At 44.6% G+C, this 17669-nt stretch carries 15 protein-coding genes; all 15 read right to left on the reverse strand.

The features are described 5' to 3' along the window. Positions 1 to 54 precede the first annotated feature (54 nt). The 15 genes from accA to pyrH all read right to left on the reverse strand — a co-directional run bounded on the left by accA (position 55) and on the right by pyrH (position 17530). A complete protein-coding gene (accA, locus tag L3V43_RS00210; RefSeq protein WP_010606782.1) occupies positions 55 to 1011 on the reverse strand; it encodes an acetyl-CoA carboxylase carboxyl transferase subunit alpha in 957 nt (318 codons plus the stop codon). Positions 1012 to 1027: 16 nt separating this feature from the next. Continuing rightward, positions 1028 to 4519 carry a DNA polymerase III subunit alpha gene (gene dnaE / locus L3V43_RS00215; RefSeq protein ID WP_237115933.1) on the reverse strand — a complete coding sequence of 1164 codons (3492 nt, stop codon included), beginning with the start codon at positions 4517 to 4519 and terminating at the stop codon, positions 1028 to 1030. A 2-nt stretch (positions 4520 to 4521) separates the two neighbouring features. After that, entirely contained in the window at positions 4522 to 5115 is a 594-nt protein-coding gene (gene rnhB, locus L3V43_RS00220) for a ribonuclease HII (protein WP_010606780.1), read from the reverse strand. Then, positions 5105 to 6259, reverse strand: a complete 1155-nt coding sequence (lpxB, locus tag L3V43_RS00225) for a lipid-A-disaccharide synthase (protein ID WP_010606779.1) — start codon at positions 6257 to 6259, stop codon at positions 5105 to 5107. The genes rnhB and lpxB overlap by 11 nt, the downstream gene beginning before the upstream one ends. Positions 6260 to 6331: 72 nt before the next feature. Beyond that, positions 6332 to 7105: an acyl-ACP--UDP-N-acetylglucosamine O-acyltransferase gene (gene lpxA / locus L3V43_RS00230; protein ID WP_088530226.1), complete on the reverse strand. Its 774-nt coding sequence runs from the start codon at positions 7103 to 7105 to the stop codon at positions 6332 to 6334. After that, positions 7105 to 7557 carry a 3-hydroxyacyl-ACP dehydratase FabZ gene (gene fabZ / locus L3V43_RS00235; protein WP_010371351.1) on the reverse strand — a complete coding sequence of 151 codons (453 nt, stop codon included), beginning with the start codon at positions 7555 to 7557 and terminating at the stop codon, positions 7105 to 7107. The genes lpxA and fabZ overlap by 1 nt, the downstream gene beginning before the upstream one ends. A gap of 10 nt (positions 7558 to 7567) precedes the next feature. Beyond that, entirely contained in the window at positions 7568 to 8611 is a 1044-nt protein-coding gene (lpxD, locus tag L3V43_RS00240) for a UDP-3-O-(3-hydroxymyristoyl)glucosamine N-acyltransferase (protein ID WP_102057106.1), read from the reverse strand. Continuing rightward, positions 8611 to 9129, reverse strand: a complete 519-nt coding sequence (locus L3V43_RS00245; protein WP_102057107.1) for an OmpH family outer membrane protein — start codon at positions 9127 to 9129, stop codon at positions 8611 to 8613. The genes lpxD and L3V43_RS00245 overlap by 1 nt, the downstream gene beginning before the upstream one ends. Before the next feature lie 11 nt (positions 9130 to 9140). Continuing rightward, positions 9141 to 11612, reverse strand: a complete 2472-nt coding sequence (gene bamA, locus L3V43_RS00250) for an outer membrane protein assembly factor BamA (RefSeq protein ID WP_010606775.1) — start codon at positions 11610 to 11612, stop codon at positions 9141 to 9143. A 166-nt stretch (positions 11613 to 11778) separates the two neighbouring features. Then, complete coding sequence (rseP, locus tag L3V43_RS00255; RefSeq protein WP_102057108.1) at positions 11779 to 13131, reverse strand: sigma E protease regulator RseP; 1353 nt, start codon at positions 13129 to 13131, stop codon at positions 11779 to 11781. 2 nt (positions 13132 to 13133) lie between these two features. Continuing rightward, entirely contained in the window at positions 13134 to 14324 is a 1191-nt protein-coding gene (gene ispC, locus L3V43_RS00260) for a 1-deoxy-D-xylulose-5-phosphate reductoisomerase (protein WP_235366683.1), read from the reverse strand. Beyond that, positions 14321 to 15187 (reverse strand): phosphatidate cytidylyltransferase, encoded by an 867-nt coding sequence (locus tag L3V43_RS00265; RefSeq protein ID WP_017216091.1) that lies wholly within the window; start codon positions 15185 to 15187, stop codon positions 14321 to 14323. The genes ispC and L3V43_RS00265 overlap by 4 nt, the downstream gene beginning before the upstream one ends. A gap of 10 nt (positions 15188 to 15197) precedes the next feature. Beyond that, positions 15198 to 15971 (reverse strand): isoprenyl transferase, encoded by a 774-nt coding sequence (locus L3V43_RS00270; RefSeq protein ID WP_010606771.1) that lies wholly within the window; start codon positions 15969 to 15971, stop codon positions 15198 to 15200. Between the two features lie 171 nt (positions 15972 to 16142). Continuing rightward, positions 16143 to 16700 (reverse strand): ribosome recycling factor, encoded by a 558-nt coding sequence (gene frr, locus L3V43_RS00275; RefSeq protein ID WP_010371327.1) that lies wholly within the window; start codon positions 16698 to 16700, stop codon positions 16143 to 16145. A 92-nt stretch (positions 16701 to 16792) separates the two neighbouring features. After that, positions 16793 to 17530 carry a UMP kinase gene (pyrH, locus tag L3V43_RS00280; RefSeq protein ID WP_010371324.1) on the reverse strand — a complete coding sequence of 246 codons (738 nt, stop codon included), beginning with the start codon at positions 17528 to 17530 and terminating at the stop codon, positions 16793 to 16795. Positions 17531 to 17669: the final 139 nt, after the last annotated feature.

Here is a 17669-nt window from a genome sequence, read left to right on the forward strand (position 1 = left end):
ATAGCGGCTTTTTAACTTAAATTAGCATTGATATCAATACGAGCAAAACCCGTATTAACAATAACCAAATGACATCAGACGCTTATAACGCTGATCTAACATCTCTTCGGTGCTTAGCGCTTCAAGATCAGCCAAGTCACGTTTAAGCTGCACTTTCAGGTTTTTCGCCATCGCATCGTAATTGCGGTGTGCGCCACCTAGCGGCTCTTCGATGATATTATTGATAAGGTCTAACTCTTTTACGCGAGAAGCTGATACACCCATTGCTTCTGCTGCAAGTGAGGCTTTGTCTGCACTCTTCCAAAGAATAGAAGCACACCCTTCAGGTGAAATTACCGAATACGTGCTGTATTGCAGCATGTTTACTCTGTCACCTACCCCAATAGCCAACGCGCCACCAGAGCCGCCTTCACCAATCACAGTACAAATGGTTGGCACTTTAAGCGCTGCCATCACCTTAAGGTTACGTGCAATCGCTTCACTTTGACCGCGCTCTTCAGCGCCTACACCCGGGTAAGCTCCCGGAGTGTCGATAAAGGTAATGATTGGCATCTTAAAGCGTTCAGCCATTTCCATTAAGCGTAATGCTTTACGGTAACCTTCTGGCTTTGGCATACCAAAATTACGTTTGATTTTTTCAGCCGTATCACGACCTTTTTGCTGACCGATAATCATTACTGGCTTGTCGTCAAGACGTGCAACACCACCAAGAATAGCCGGATCGTTAGCAAAAGTACGGTCGCCTGCGAACTCGTCAAACTCGGTAAAAATGCGTTCAATATAATCGCGAGTATATGGACGAAGCGGATGACGCGCTAATTGAGACACTTGCCAAGTACCTAAACCATCGAAAATTTTCTTGGTTAGCTCAACATTTTTGTCTTTTAAGCGGCTTATCTCTTCTTCAAGGCTAAGATCTAAATCGCCAGAGCGGCTTACGTTTTGTAATTCTTTGATTTTTGCTTCCAATTCAGCGATTGGAAGTTCAAATTCAAGATAATTGAGGCTCATGCTCTAAACTACCTGTTTAGTTAAATTCTAATTCTAATTCCTGCGCCGCCAACAGTGATAAACGAGTTAAAAGCTCATCACTTGGCGTCACACACCATTGTGTTCCTAATGTTAACTCTGCTAATGCATCAGGACGCTGATATTTAATTTTTACCGGACACGTTCCAAATTTGTATGGTTCTAGCACTTTTTTGAAATTATCAAAGAAGTTCGCGTCAATTTGAGCCATATTTAGCGTCATTTTTATTGCACTAATACGCTTTTCTCGCGCCTGAGCAATGGTAGAGATTTCTCTTGCGGTCATTGTAATGCCACCAGAGAAGTTATCAAAGCTGACCTGTCCAGATATTACCAAGATTTGGTTAATTTGCAGCATTTCTTGGTACATTTCAAACTGTTCAGGAAATAAGCGTACATCAATTCGGGCACTTTTGTCATCTAAAGTGATAAGCCCCCAACGCGCTCCTTTTTTGTTTATCAAGGTACGAGCATTGATAACCAGTCCCGCCGCGGTTGCTACCGTATCACGATTACCGGGTTGTAAGTCAACTAACTTGCCAGAGGTATAATATTTTAATTCTTTACGATATTGGTTAATTGGGTGGCCTGTTAGATAAAGGCCTAAGGTTTCTTTTTCCCCATTTAACCATTCTTTATCGCTAAGCGGCGTGGCCTTGATAAAGGCTTGCTCAACCTCCTCAGGCTCAACTGCTAGCAAACCAAATAAGTCGCTCTGTCCAAGTGATTCGGCTTTGTGATGCTGCTCTGCCGACTTCATGGCATCTTTTAAGCTTGCCAGTAAAGTCGCGCGCCCTGGCTGATCTCCGTCTGGGCCTAGCTTATCAAGCGCTCCTGCGTAAATGAGCTTTTCAATCACGCGTTTATTTAGACGCTTTAAATCAACTCGCGCACAGAAGTCGAATAAATCTTTAAATTCTCCCCCTTGGGCTCGCGCTTCAAGGATCGCTTCAACGGGGCCTTCACCCACCCCTTTTATCGCACCTAAACCATAGACGATCTCACCTTGAAGATTTACAGCAAATTTGTAGACACCAGCATTCACGTCTGGTGGTAGCAGCGTCAACTTCATGTTTTCGCATTCATCTACCAAGGTTACGATTTTGTCGGTGTTATCCATATCCGCTGACATTACTGCCGCCATAAACTCGGCAGGGAAATGGGTCTTCATCCATAGCGTTTGGTACGACACTAACGCGTAGGCTGCGGAGTGTGATTTGTTAAAGCCGTAACCCGCGAACTTTTCTACCAAGTCGAAGATTTTCATCGCAAGTTCGCCTTCGACGCCATTATCTTTGGCACCATCTTCGAACGTTGCACGTTGCTTCGCCATTTCTTCAGGCTTTTTCTTACCCATCGCACGACGAAGCAAGTCAGCGCCACCTAGACTATAACCGGCAAGCACCTGCGCTATCTGCATTACCTGTTCTTGATATAGGATGATCCCGTAGGTTGGCTCCAGTATGGGTTGTAGACTTTCATGCTGGTATTGTGCGTCTGGATACGATACTTCTTCACGACCATGCTTACGGTCGATAAAGTTATCTACCATGCCTGATTGCAAAGGACCCGGACGGAATAGCGCAACCAGTGCGATCATGTCTTCGAAACAGTCTGGCTTCAAGCGACGGATCAAGTCTTTCATACCACGAGATTCCAGCTGGAATACCGCAGTTGTTTGTGCGTCTAATAACACTTTAAAACTTGCAGGGTCATCCAATGGGATCGCAGCGATATCAATCGGTTCACGACTTTCTCTGCCAAGACGTTCGTTCGCCATGTCGAGCGCCCATTGCAAAATGGTTAGCGTTCTTAGACCGAGGAAGTCAAACTTAACCAGACCAGCGGTTTCTACGTCGTTCTTATCAAACTGGGTAACTGGGAACTTACCTTCTTCATCGCAATACAGCGCTGCAAAGTCGGTAATGGTAGTAGGCGAGATAACAACACCACCGGCGTGTTTACCTGCGTTACGCGTACAGCCTTCAAGAATGCGACACTTATCAATCAGTTCACGAACTTCTTCATCGCTATCGTAAGCTTCAGGCAGGCGAGGTTCAACATCAAACGCTTTGGCAAGTGTCATCCCAGGGTCGCCAGGTACAAGCTTAGAGATCCTATCTACGAAGCCATAAGGGTGACCAAGCACACGACCAACGTCTCGAATTACCGCTTTTGCCGCCATCGTACCAAAGGTGATGATCTGAGATACGGCGTCTCGACCGTACAGTTTAGCAACGTGATCAATTACCTCGTCTCGTCTATCCATACAGAAGTCGACGTCAAAGTCTGGCATCGAAACCCGCTCGGGGTTAAGGAATCGTTCGAATAGAAGATCGAATTCAAGTGGGTCAAGATCTGTGATCTTAAGCGCATATGCCACCAAAGAGCCGGCACCGGAACCACGACCAGGACCTACAGGGATGCCGTTATCCTTACTCCACTGAATGAACTCCATTACGATTAAGAAGTAACCTGGAAATCCCATTTGGTTGATAACGTCGAGTTCAACCTGCAGACGGTCGTCATATTCACCACGCTTTTCTTTGCGATCATTTTCATCGGGAAATAAGAACTGCAACCGTTCTTCTAGGCCATCTCGCGACACTTTTACCAAGAAATCTTCAATCGCCAGATCGCCCGTTGGATAATCTGGTAGGAAGTAGGTGCCAAGCTGTACCGTCACGTTACAGCGTTTGGCGATTTCTACGGTGTTTTCTAAAGCTTCTGGAATGTCACTAAAGAGCGCTTGCATTTGCTCAGAAGTCTTTAAATATTGCTCTTTAGAAAAGCGTTTTGGTCGATTTTTGTCTTCTAATGTATAGCCGTCGTGAATCGCAACACGAATTTCGTGGGCATCAAAGTCTTTTTCGTGTAAAAACACCACTTCATTCGTCGCCACAACGGGTATATTACGCGCAGCCGCGACCTCCACAGCACCATGGAGATATTCTTCTTCTTGTGCACGTGCTGTGCGTTGCAGCTCAATATAAAAATGGTCGCTAAAATGTTGCTCGTAAAACGCCAGCGTTTCTTCAATTAGCTTAGGATTGCCTTTTAAGATGGCTTTACCTAAATCGCCATCTTTCGCGCCGGAGATAAGGATCAGCCCTTCTTTGTATTTTGCGAGCCATTCTTTATCAATAACAGGGCGATGGAATACATGACCGCGAAGATAGGCATCGGAGATCAACAAGGTTAGGTTTTTATACCCTTGATTGTTCTTAGCGAGAACGAGAATTCGGCTTGGTTCATCAGGAAACTGATCTGACTTGAGCCAGAAATCCGCACCAATTATTGGCTTAATCCCTGCCCCGTGTGCGCCACCATAAAAACGCACCAAACCACATAAGTTCATTTGATCGGTGATGGCAAGCGCAGGCATTGCAAGCTCTTCGGCCCTCGCCACAATTGGTTTGGTCTTTGCTAGACCATCCACCATTGAGAAGTCACTGTGTACACGCAAATGGACAAATTGCGGGGCTGGCATGTTTACTCCTTCTCGGCCAAAATTCGTTGCACAGGCTTAAAGCTTGTACGGTGATGCGGAGTAACACCATGTGCTTCGAGTGCGGCAAAATGGGCTTTGGTTGGATAACCTTTGTGGCCTGCAAAACCAAACTCTGGATATTCCGCATCGAGTGCTAACATCTCATTGTCTCGGGTGACTTTCGCCAATATAGATGCCGCACTTATCTCGGCAACTAGGCTATCCCCTTTTACAACTGCGGTTGCCGCAACACTTAGCTTAGGTAAACGATTTCCATCAACAAATACATGATTTGGTTGAATTTCCAACCCTTCAACTGCGCGTGTCATCGCCAACATCGTTGCGTGAAGAATATTCAGATCGTCAATTTCTGCAACTGATGCTCTCGCAATGCAGTAACATAATGCCTTTTCTTTTATTTCTTCTGCCAATGCAATGCGCTTTTTCTCTGACAGTTTTTTTGAGTCGGTTAACCCTACTATTGGTTTGGTTGGGTCTAAAATGACGGCAGCGGTCACAACGTCACCCACCAACGGGCCACGTCCTACCTCGTCAACGCCTGCAATATACTGCACATCAGGACGTTCAATTTGCATCTATTAACTCCATTACAGCCTGAGCCGCTTGTTTGCTGGCATTTAGGCGAATGTTCTCATGTATCTCGTAAAACTTTCTAACAAGCTTACTATTATTGCCCTTTAACATCGGGAAAAGTGCATCAGCGAGTGCGTCAGGATTACACTCTGCCTGTAAAAACTCAGGCACAAGTGGTGCGTCAGCCAATAAATTCGGCAAGGCAAAGTATTTGATGTTAAAGGTAAAAAAGGTATTAAAAATCCAATAACTCTTAGGATTTAGCTTATACCCTACTACCATTGGCTTTTTATATAGCATCGCCTCAAGTGTGGCTGTACCCGAGGCCAGTAAAACGCTATCCGCAGCTTGCATTGCCAGTGCTGACTGGCCGTCAAGCATAATTGGGTTCAATTCCGGCGCGACTTCTTTCAAGGCTTCCAAAAACTGCGCTCTGCGCTTTTCGTTTACCAAAGGCACGACGATTTTTAAGTCGGGAATTTTATCGACTAGTTTTTTTGCAGTGGCAAGGTAAGTGCGACTCAATAAGCCAACTTCAGAGCCCCGGCTACCAGGAAGCAGTGCTAAAACCGTATCATCTTGACTTAAGCTCAGCTGTGCACGCGCACCTGCGGTATCCGGCTCAAGTGGAATTTCATCCGCTAGCGTGTGACCCACAAATGTACAAGGCACTTCATGTTTATCATAAAAGGCTTTTTCGAACGGCAGCAAAGACAGCACTAGGTTAGTCGCTTCAGCAATCTTATGGATGCGTTTTTGACGCCACGCCCACACACTTGGGCTTACATACTGAATGGTTTTAACCCCAGCCGCTTTCAACGGTTTTTCAACACGCAAATTAAAATCCGGCGCATCGATACCGATGAATACATCGGGTGGATTATCAATAAAGTAATTCACCAATTGCTTTTTAATTTTTAGCAAGCGAGGTAAGCGACCAAGCACTTCGACTAGTCCCATAACAGCCAGTTCATCCATGTCAAACAGGCTTTTACAACCAGCTTGTTGCATTTTAGGACCACCGATCCCGACAAAATTGGCATTGGGGTAATGAAGTTTTAGCGCGTTTATGAGGCCTGCTCCGAGTATATCGCCCGATAACTCTCCTGCGACCACGCCAATGGTGATATTTTTTTCGTTAGCCATTGTTATTTTTCAGTATAAAAAAACGCCATACAAAATGTATGGCGTAAGTATAACCTGTATTGCGGTTCAAGTTTAGCGGATCAAACCACGATTAGAAGTCGCAATAAAATCAATCATTTGTTGAACTGCTGCGAACTCAGAAGCCTCTTCTTTTAGCGCTTCTAACGCATCTTCTAAACGCAGCCCCTTACGGAACAACGTTTTGTATGCGCGTCTTGTTGCCATGATTTCATCAGACTCAAAGCCGCGACGCTTTAAGCCTTCAGTATTAATTGCAACGGGTCTCGCTGGCGTGCCAGTCGTTGTAACAAATGGCGGCACGTCTTGGTTCACACCCGAGTACATACCAATAAAGGCATGTGAACCCACTTTACAAAATTGATGTACACCAGAATTACCCGCAAGGATAACCCAGTCACCAATATGTACGTGTCCGGCTACACTCGCATTGTTAGCGAAAATCACATTGCTGCCAATGACTGCGTCGTGTGCTACATGGGTGTAAGCCATAAATAAGTTGTTGCTACCAATTCGCGTGATCCCTTCGTCTTGAATTGTGCCACGATGGATAGTCGCACACTCACGAATAACGTTGTTATCACCAATAATTAGCTTAGTTGGTTCATCCTTGTACTTTTTATCTTGGCAGGCTTCTCCTACTGACGCGAATTGGAAAATGTGATTGCCTGAACCAATCTCAGATGGGCCTTTGATCACTACATGTGATTCAATCTTACAGTTATCACCAATGACTACGTCATTGCCAATATAACTATAAGGGCCTACAGAAACATTCTCGCCTAGACGCGCGCCTGATTCGATAATTGCGGTAGGATGAATAGCCATTAAAACTCTCTTCTAGCACACATAATTTCAGCTGAACACACAGTTTTGCCTTCTACTTTAGCTTCAGCACTGAATTTCCAGATATTACGGCGTTCTTTTTCGAACTTAACGTGCAAATGCATCGTGTCACCCGGTAGAACAGGTTGTTTGAAACGTGCATTGTCAATCGCTGCAAATAAGTATAGTTCATTCTCGCTGCGATTCTCGACCGTTTTAAAACCAAGTAAACCAGTTGCCTGTGCCATCGCTTCTAGGATCAACACTCCTGGGAAAATAGGTTGCTCTGGGAAGTGACCCGTGAAAATAGGCTCATTAATCGTCACGTTTTTAATCGCGTGAAGATATTCGCCAGGCTTAAAGTCTACCACTTTGTCAACAAGCAACATTGGGTAGCGGTGCGGAAGAAGTTTTAAAATCTCTTGGATATCAAAGCTGTTTAATTCGTTAGCCAAAATAGCTTCCTTATTCTACATCAGTATCTTTAAGCTGTGCTGTCAGCAGCTCAAGTGCCTTCAGGCGCGACTTAAAGTCAGATAAATTGCGTAAGTGTGCAATAGACTTACGCCACTCTTTATTCGTTTGGTGAGGTAAACCAGAAGAATAGATCCCTGGCTCAGTAATTCCTTTAGTAACCATGCTCATACCAGTAATGACAACCCCATCACAAATTTCGTTGTGACCATTGATTGCTGTCATGCCGCCAATTTGGCAGTACTTGCCGATCTTAACACTGCCCGCTAATACCGTGCAGCCTGCGATGGCTGTACCGTAACCAACTTCGACGTTATGGGCAATTTGGATCTGGTTATCTAAAATGACGTTGCTATGAATAATGGTGTCTTCTAGCGCACCTCTATCAATAGAGGTACTCGCGCCAACTTCGACACGGTCGCCAATAATTACGGTGCCAACTTGAGGGATTTTAACCCACTCGCCTTTCTCGTTGGCGTAGCCAAAACCATCACTTCCTATTACGGCACCAGACTGGAATAGACATTGCTCGCCTATCTGTACTTCATGATAGATAGTCACGTTTGCCCAGAGTTTAGTCTTTGCGCCTATTTTGGCATGTTTTCCAATGAAACAGCCAGGCCCTATCTCAACATCATCACCAATCACAGCGCCATCTTCAATTACAGCATTCGCACCCACACTGACATTTTCGCCAAGCGTCGCGGTATCAGAGATAACTGCTGTACGATGAACTCCTGATGCTGCGCTAGGTGTTGAGTCTAGCTTCTGTGCAAGTTTTGCATAGGCTACATAGGGATCTGCGATAATGAGTTTATTACCCGCAAAATAATCCGCGTCTTTTTCACTCAAGATCACGGCCCCCGCAGTCGTGCTTTCAAGCTGACCACGGTATTTGCTGTTGGCTAAAAACGCGATTTGGTCGTCTTTTGCCTGTGCGAGAGTGGCGATATTTCGAATTGATTTATCGCCATCACCTTGCAGCTGAGCACCTAGAAACTCAGCAAGTTGAGATAAGGTGTGAAGTTTTGTCATTACTTATTGCTAACCGCTTTTACCACTTCTTCAGAAAGGTCGGCTACTTTATCAGGATTGAAGTAAATTGTCGTATCTTTTACTTTAACTTCATCAAACTTACCTTTTTTAGCAACAGACTCAATCGCATCTACGATTAGCTTTTGTACTTTAGCAAGCTCTTGGTTTTGACGAACTTTAATTTCTTGCTCTAGTGGACGACCTTTTTCAGCAAGTGTCTTTTGCATTCCTTGGATTTTTTCACGAAGCGCTTCTTTTTGCTCTTCACTCATAGTCGTCGCTTCGCGCTTAAATTTTTCAGCTTCGAAACGAATGTCACCTTGAATTTTTTCAAGCTCTTGACGACGCTCAGCAAACTCAGCTTGTAGCGTTTGTTCAATTTTCGCCATTTGTGGAATTTGCTTATACACTTCCTGCATGTCTACGATGCCGACTTTGTGTGCAAGCGCGCTACCTGAAGCACCCATCATTAGTGCTGCTGTCATGGCTAGTGTTGATGATTTAATAAATTTTTTCACAATAAAACTCCTTAGAATGTATTACTGATATTGAAGCTGATCGTCTTCGTATCGTCTTCTTCTTCTTTTTTGAGTGGGTAAGCGAAACTGATCAGCATTGGACCCATTGGCGAGATCCACTGAATCGATAAACCCGTTGATACTCTGAATCTTGATGGATCAGAGAAATCAGAAAGTAGATTGTATTGATCTTCCGTCAAGTTGTTATAGCGATCTACATCAAACTCGGTATCCCAAACGTTTGCCGCATCAACGAAGAAGCTGGTTCTTACAGAACTGGTATTATCTTCGTCTAGGAATGGCGTTGGTACAATAAGCTCTAAACCTGCTAGTGCTTTTGCGTTACCACCGATACGGCCACCTAGGTTTAGCGTATCAAATTGCTGATCGCCGCCAATACAGCTACCTGATGTACCATCTGGTTTAGGTGTACCCGGAATACACTTAGGCGCACGCTGTACCGCTCGAGGTAGGATCGTGTTTCGGTCAAAGCCTCGCAGCTCTTGCTCTGAAATACGGAAGAACTCTTGGAATGGCAATACTTGCTCAAAGCCATTGGTCTCGCCATAACCGTTACCATAACCTAAGCCCGCTCTCGCTGAGAATACCCAACGATGGTCGTTACTGATTGGCCAGTAAAAACGTGAATCGTAATTAATCTTGAAGAAATTAAGATCTGAGTTTGGTGTAGTAATACTTAAGTTCAAGCTTTGACGAGAACCTGCGGTTGGGAACATACCACGGTTAACCGTTACACGTGACCAACCTGCGCTTAACTCATATTTGGTAAAGTCGTAATCTGCGTTTGGATCGCTTTCGTTTAAGAAGCTCTCACGAAGTACGCGTGTTTGCTCAAAGTCTGAAATTTGCGAAAGGCTTTCTTCAATCCAACGAATACCAAAGTTAACACGGTTAATCGCATTGATTGGGAAACCAAAGTTAGTGCCGATACCGTAGCTCGTCGATTTATAATCTACAATCCCAAACTCACTTGCATCGAACTTACTATAGAAGATACTGCTGCCTTGCGACACACCATCAGGTGTAAAGTACGGATCGGTATAAGATACACTATAACGCTCTGAACCACGCGAAGTGTTAATATTGAAAGCAACTTGGTTACCAGAACCAAGGAAGTTAGACTCACTGACACCGATGTTAAACTGAAGGCCCGCATATGAACCATAAGCAACACCCGCTTGGAAACTGCCTGCAGGCTGTTCTTTTACTTTAAAGTCCACATCAACCTGATCTTCAACCCCTGGAATTGGCTTGACTTCAAACTCTACCGATTCCATATATGGCAAACGTTGAATTTGAAGCTTAGAACGCTCTAAATTTTGGTTAGACAACCATGCACCTTCAAGCTGCGTCATTTCGCGACGTAACACTTCATCCGCTGTATTCTGGTTACCATTCACTACGATTCGACGCACATACACACGCTTACCAGGGTCTACCGATAGCGTTAGTTGTACTTCTTTATTTTCGTCATCAATTTCAGGGACTGTTCGCACTTCAGCGTTGGCATATCCAAAACGCGCCAAATAACTCTTAATGAAGTCTTCCGTCGCCGTTACAACTGAGCCGTTGTAAAGCTCACCAGCGCGAAGTGGCACAATACCTTTAATTAAGTCTTCACGGCCTAGTAAGTCACCAATGAAATCAAATCCTTTAACGGTATACTTTTCACCTTCGGTGATGTTTGCCGTAACATAAACTGATTCACGTTCTGGGCTTACTGAAACTTGCGTTGAATCGATGTTAAAACGTAAATAACCACGGTCTAGGTAAAAACTGCGGATCTTTTCTAAATCGCCTTCAATGGTTTGTTTTTGATAACGGTCATTAGATAGGAAGCGCCACCACGGCAAGTCCTGCTGAGATTCAATTAGGTTAAGAAGTTCTTCGTCCGAGAACAGTTCATTACCAACAAGGTTAATTTGACGTACAGAAGCAGCATCACCCTCTTCAAACTTCAGCATCAACTTCACACGGTTACGTGGCAATTCTACAATGCTCACCTCAACCTTAGCATTGTATTTACCAATACTGTGGAAGAATTCCGTTAAGCCTTTTTCGATACTATCGAGTACCGTTCTGTCTAACGGCTCACCTTGGCGAATATTTTGCTGTTCTAAACTCTCATTTAGCTGCTCGTCTTTGATGTCTTTGTTGCCATCAAATTCGATTGAGCTGATAGTTGGACGTTCTTTAACCTTAAAAATAATCTGATTACCATCACGGAATACCGCAATGTTGTCAAAGTGGCCAGACTTATACAACGCCTTGATTGTGCGTGAAATAGTAAACTGATCGACATTGTCACCAACGTTGATCGGAATATGTGTCAATGCAGCACCTAGTGCAACTCGCTGCAGCCCTTCTACTTTTAAATCTTCTACGATAAAGGAGTTTTGCCCTAAGGCAGCAAAACTAGCGCCCAGTAAACTGGTTACTGCAATGTGTTTTTTTATAGGCATTTTATTATCTTTATCCTTTACAACAATTTTGGCGCGATACGCTAAGGCCCACTACATCACAACATTCAAACGTTACAGCTTTTGTATTATGTTATCCGTTGTATGCTTGAACAAAAATGCAAACATTTAAACTGCATATAATGTGCGCTTTTTAGCACCGCACGGCTTAAAGCCGAGAAACATCATTAAATAGTGCAAAAAACGTTAAGGCAAGAAGAAGCGCTGCTCCAATCTTAAACCCAAACTCTTGTGTCTTTTCAGAGACTGGTTTTCTGCGAATTAGTTCAATTAAGTAATACATTAAATGCCCACCATCTAGGACAGGGAGCGGTAATAAGTTAAAAACTCCTAAATTCACGCTGATAAGCGCTAAGAAGCCTAAAAATGCAACTAACCCGTAACTAACGCTATTTCCGGCACTAACCGCGATCCCCACAGGCCCGCTTAAGTTTTTTACCGAGACTTGGCCCGTGATTAAGTTGCCGATCATGTCGAAACTTAAGGCAATCAAGTCGTAAGTTTTACGAATGCCAAGCACCATACTATCTAGGATGCCATATTGTCTAGTTTCAATATAACCATTTGGCCATTTTTCCATCACAGGCACAACGCCCAAGTAGCCTTGTACGACACCTTCTGATGACGTTTTTGCCCGAGGGGTTACCGTTAGGGTTTGTGGCTTACCATCGCGCAGAATATCAATGCTTATGGCTTGATTTGCAGATTTTTGAACTCGGCTCACCAGCTGTTGCCACGACGCCAATTTGTCACCATTTATCGCAACTAGCGTGTCTTCTACTTGTAAGCCACCTTTGTCGGCAGCCGCACCTTCTTCAATATAACCGAGCTGCAGCGTCAGCGGCGGCCTATATGGCGTAATGCCGACTGAGGTCAGCGGCGCTTCGTCCTGCTTTTCCAGCTTCCATTCACTCAAACGTAGCGTGCGAATTGCTAAGCTACCCTTTTCATCTTGTACTTTGGCAACCAGTGATGGTTCACCTAAATGCGCCATCAATTCAAACGTAACGTCTTGCCATGAGTGCACTAACTCATCATTCAGTGCAATGATGTGGTCGCCTGATTGAAACCCTGCATCCGCCGCGATACTGGTTGGTGTCACAGCTCCAACGACGGGTTTTACTGATTGAACCCCTACCATATACATTGCCGCTAACGTGACAATGGCAAACAAAAAGTTCGCAATGGGGCCTGCAGCTACCACAGCGATACGAGAAAGTACTGGCTTATTATTGAAGGCAAGGTGGCGCTCCTGCTCTGGCACATCGTCGACACGTTCATCGAGCATTTTGACATAACCACCAAGTGGAATTGCGGCGATAACGTATTCGGTTTGGTGTTTGTCATACCACTTAACTAAAGGCTTACCAAAACCGATAGAAAAACGTAAGACCTTAACGCCGGCTTTTCTGGCAACCCAAAAATGGCCATATTCATGAACGGTAACTAAAATCCCTAAAGCAAGAATAAATGAGCCTAAGTGCCAGAAAAATTCAAACATGGTTACCTCAATGTGGCGATAATTTGCTGCGCTCGGTGGCGTGCCGTTCGGTCTGTTTCCATAATAGACTCAACGGATTCTAATACGCTTAGCTCACTGTGCTCAAGCGTTAAGGCATTGACTCGATAGATATCACAAAACCCTATCTTACCCTCTAAAAATGCCGCAACGGCAATTTCATTTGCAGCATTCACTGTTGTTGTTGCGGCCTGACCACTACGACATGCGTCAATCGCTAATTTGAGGTTGGGATAACGGTTAAAATCTGGTTTGGTAAAAGTGAAATCGACAATCTGAGAAAAATCTAATGGCTTGACGCCCGCGTCAATTCTGTCAGGATAGGCAAGCCCATATGCAATCGGCGTTCGCATGTCTGGTTGCCCCATTTGTGCCAGCACCGAGCCATCGCGATACTGCACCATAGAGTGGATCATGCTTTGTGGGTGTATCACCACTTCAATATCGTCAGCTGAACAGTTAAATAACCACTTAGCTTCAATAAACTCTAACCCTTTATTCATCATGGTCGCAGAGTCGACAGAGATTTTTCTGCCCATAGACCAATTAGGATGTGCAACCGCTTCTTCTACCGTTACTGAAGCTAAGGTAGCCAATGAACGCTGCAAGAAAGGTCCACCTGAACCGGTTAATAAAATCTTACTAACACCGCTGTGGCTTAGATTTGAAGATTGTCCCGTTTGTATAGTCGTTGGTAGGCACTGATAAATGGCATTATGCTCACTGTCGATAGGGAGTAAAGTCGCACCATGCGCTTTTACTTTATCCATAAACAGCTGGCCACTCATTACTAACGACTCTTTGTTCGCCAGCAACACTTTTTTACCCGCTTCGACTGCCGCTAAAGTCGGTAACAACCCAGCTGCACCAACGATTGCAGACATCACGATATCCACATCCACGTGGCGAGCCATCTCAGCCATTGCTTCAACGCCATGGAGTACTTCGGTGGTAGTGTCCGTCAAACGTTGAGAAAGTTGCTGAGCTGCGTGTTCAGAGCTCATAACCGCGTATTTGGGTTGATGATGTAAACAAAGCTCAGCCATCTTTTCCGCGTTTTGCCCTGCGACTAAGGCAAATACACGATATTGTTCTGTATTGCGGCTGACGACGTCTAAGGTTGATAGTCCAATTGAGCCTGTCGCCCCCAGTACTACCAAGTTTTGCTCGCTCATAGCACTACCGTCCAAGCGTAGCAAAAAGCAAAAATGGGTGCTGCAGCCGTTAAGCTATCAATGCGATCTAGGATACCGCCGTGACCTGGCAAACAACGGCCTGAATCTTTAAGGCCTACTTCGCGTTTAAACATACTTTCAAGCAAATCACCAACGGCGGAAAATAGCGCGATAATAATGGTCATTGCAGCGTAAATTGGCCACATGTTGAGATCAATCGCAGCGAAGTGACAAAACACCAAAACAAAAACAACCGCGGTGATCACACCACCAACTAGGCCTTCAATCGTTTTATTAGGGCTCACTTTAGGCATGAGCTTGTGCTTACCTAAATTCTTTCCAGCGAAGTAGGCGCCAATGTCTGCGCTCCACACTATACCCAATACCACCATGATAAGAACCGAACCTATGTGTTCGCCATCTTCGTATCCGGCACTACGCATCACGTTTAACGCAAGCCACAGCGGTACTAGTGTCAGTACACCAGCGATGGAGCGCATCATGATCCCTTCATTCCAAGCACGAGCTGCTCGTGGATATTTAACTACCAAGAAAGTAGCAACCAGCCACCACGCAAAAGCGAGCGTAAATACATAATTAGCATCAGCGACTAAGCGCCCTTGCTGCCATAAATCCTGTATTGGCCAGTGGGTGTTAAGCAATAGAATTAACACCGCCATGACGCCAACGAAAGTAAAACGCTGACGCTTTTGACATAGGCCAGCAAGCGCCGACCACTCCCATGCACCAAGCAAAACGATTAGTGCGGCAATCGTACTAAACATTGCCAGCGGTGTATAAAACACCAAAAGTAGAGCCAGAGGTGCAAGCACCGCTGACGTTAGAATACGTTGTTTTAACAAATTTGAACCCTTAACTTGTTGCGTCTTTCTCTGCGAGGAGCTGCTTTATCTGCTCTCCTGTGCATCCGAAGCGTCGCTCTCTAGACACGTAACAAGCAATGGCTTCAGAGAATGCTTGCTCGTCAAAATCAGGCCAAAGCGTGTCGGTAAAATAGAGTTCGGCATACGCAGCTTGCCATAGCAAGAAGTTACTGATGCGGAAGTCGCCTCCCGTTCTGATCAGCAAGTCGAGATTCGCTTGATCGGCCATCGTCATCTGCTCTGTCAAGGCATCTTCGGTTATATCACTTGGTTGCAATTCACCCGCAGCAACTTGTTTTGCGAGGTGTTGTGCTGCCTGTGTGATATCCCAACGTCCACCGTAATTTGCTGCAATGTTTAAGTTAAGCCCTGTATTGTCCTGGGTCAATGTTTGAGCTTCATGAACACGCTTTTGGAGGCTGTCAGGAAAACGAGAAAGTTCGCCAATAATGGTTAGCTTTACGTTGTTCTTATGTAATTTTTTAACTTCTTTAGTCAGCACATAAATAAATAATTCCATTAACGTGCTGACTTCATCTTCTGGCCTACGCCAGTTTTCACTACTAAAGGCAAATAGCGTCAGAGACTCTATACCTAACTTGGAACAGAATTGTACAGCACTACGAACAGAATCTACGCCCTTCTTGTGTCCGAAGGCGCGTGGACGCCTGCGAGCTTGAGCCCAACGACCGTTGCCATCCATTATTATCGCAACATGTTTTGGCAATGATTGCTGCGAAATAACCTCTGCTTTTAAAACCATAATTCCAATTTAAGTGAAAAAAAACGCCGCCTAGTATACCTTAGGCGGCGCTTCAAACCTAATAAATTTGTCAGTGTACCTAGCCCAAAAAAACCTAACTGCTCAGAAACAAAGCAGAATTTTCTGCAATACGTAAACAGTGCGTAAATATAAACGCTAGGATAAAGACATTTAGATTTCCATCAACTCTGCTTCTTTCGCGCTTAGTTGAGTATCCATTTCTTTGATGAACTTGTCAGTCAGTTTTTGGATATCATCTTCAGCTTGACGCGCTTCGTCTTCAGAAATTTCTTTGTCTTTTAGCAATGATTTAATATCACCGTTTGCATCACGGCGAATGTTACGTACTGCAACACGACCACCTTCAACCTCACCACGTACGATCTTGATGAGATCTTTACGACGCTCTTCAGTTAGTGGAGGAAGTGGAACACGGATCACAGTACCTGCTGACATTGGGTTTAGGCCTAAGTCAGAAGACATAATTGCTTTTTCTACCGCTTGTGCAAGTGACTTGTCGAATACGCTGATAGCCAGCGTACGAGAGTCTTCCGTCGTTACGTTTGCTACTTGGTTTAGCGGTGTATCTGCACCGTAGTATGAAACAGAGATACCATCTAGTAGTGCTGGGTGTGCACGACCTGTGCGGATTTTAGAAAGCTGGCTTCCAAGTGCCGCCACACTTTTTTTCATGCGCTCTTGAGCGTCTTTTTTAATATCTTCGATCACAATACTTTCCTAGTCTGTTCTTGTTATGCCAGATTATACTCGCAATTTAGAGATTCGCTACTTAACTGCGAGTTGCTGAAATAGTCGTCAGATTATTCTGCTGCTTGAGAAGAGATAAGGGTACCTTCCTCTTCACCCATGATGACATTTTTCAATGCACCCGGTTTATTCATGTTGAATACGCTGATTGGCATATTGTGGTCACGTGCCAATGTAAATGCAGCTAAATCCATCACTTTCAATTCTTTATCGATCACTTCGTTGTAAGTCAACGTGCGGTATAGCGTAGCATCTGGGTTTTTCACCGGATCGTCACTAAATACCCCTTCAACCTTAGTGGCTTTAATCACGGTATCCGCTTCAATCTCTATACCGCGCAAACATGCTGCTGAGTCTGTAGTAAAGAAAGGATTGCCCGTACCTGCTGAGAAAATAACAACACGGCCAGATTTTAATAGGCTAATTGCTTCTGCCCAATTGTACGCATCACACACACCATTTAGCGGGATAGCAGACATCAAACGTGCGTTTACAAAAGCACGGTGCAGCGCATCACGCATCGCAAGGCCATTCATGACGGTCGCCAGCATGCCCATGTGGTCGCCCACCACTCGGTTCATGCCCGCTTCTGCAAGTGAACCACCACGTAAGAAGTTACCGCCACCGATAACCAAACCCACTTCTACGTCGAGCTCTACTAACTCTTTGATTTCTTGTGCCATACGATCCAATACTTTTGGATCGATACCAAAGCCTTCATCTCCCATTAAAGCTTCACCACTAAGCTTTAAAAGAACGCGTCTAAAAACAGGTTTTTTATTGATAGTCATAATATCCGGGCCAATTAAAAGTGAGGTAAAAAATAACCGCGCTTATGCTAGACATAAATGCGCGGTTATTTTAGAGAATTTTCAGCAATGACGCAAAGCTAATGTCAGCTTTTACGTCATTAGGCATCACAATAAGTGA

This window comes from Pseudoalteromonas sp. L23, from assembly GCF_021728455.1.
Lineage (GTDB): Bacteria > Pseudomonadota > Gammaproteobacteria > Enterobacterales > Alteromonadaceae > Pseudoalteromonas.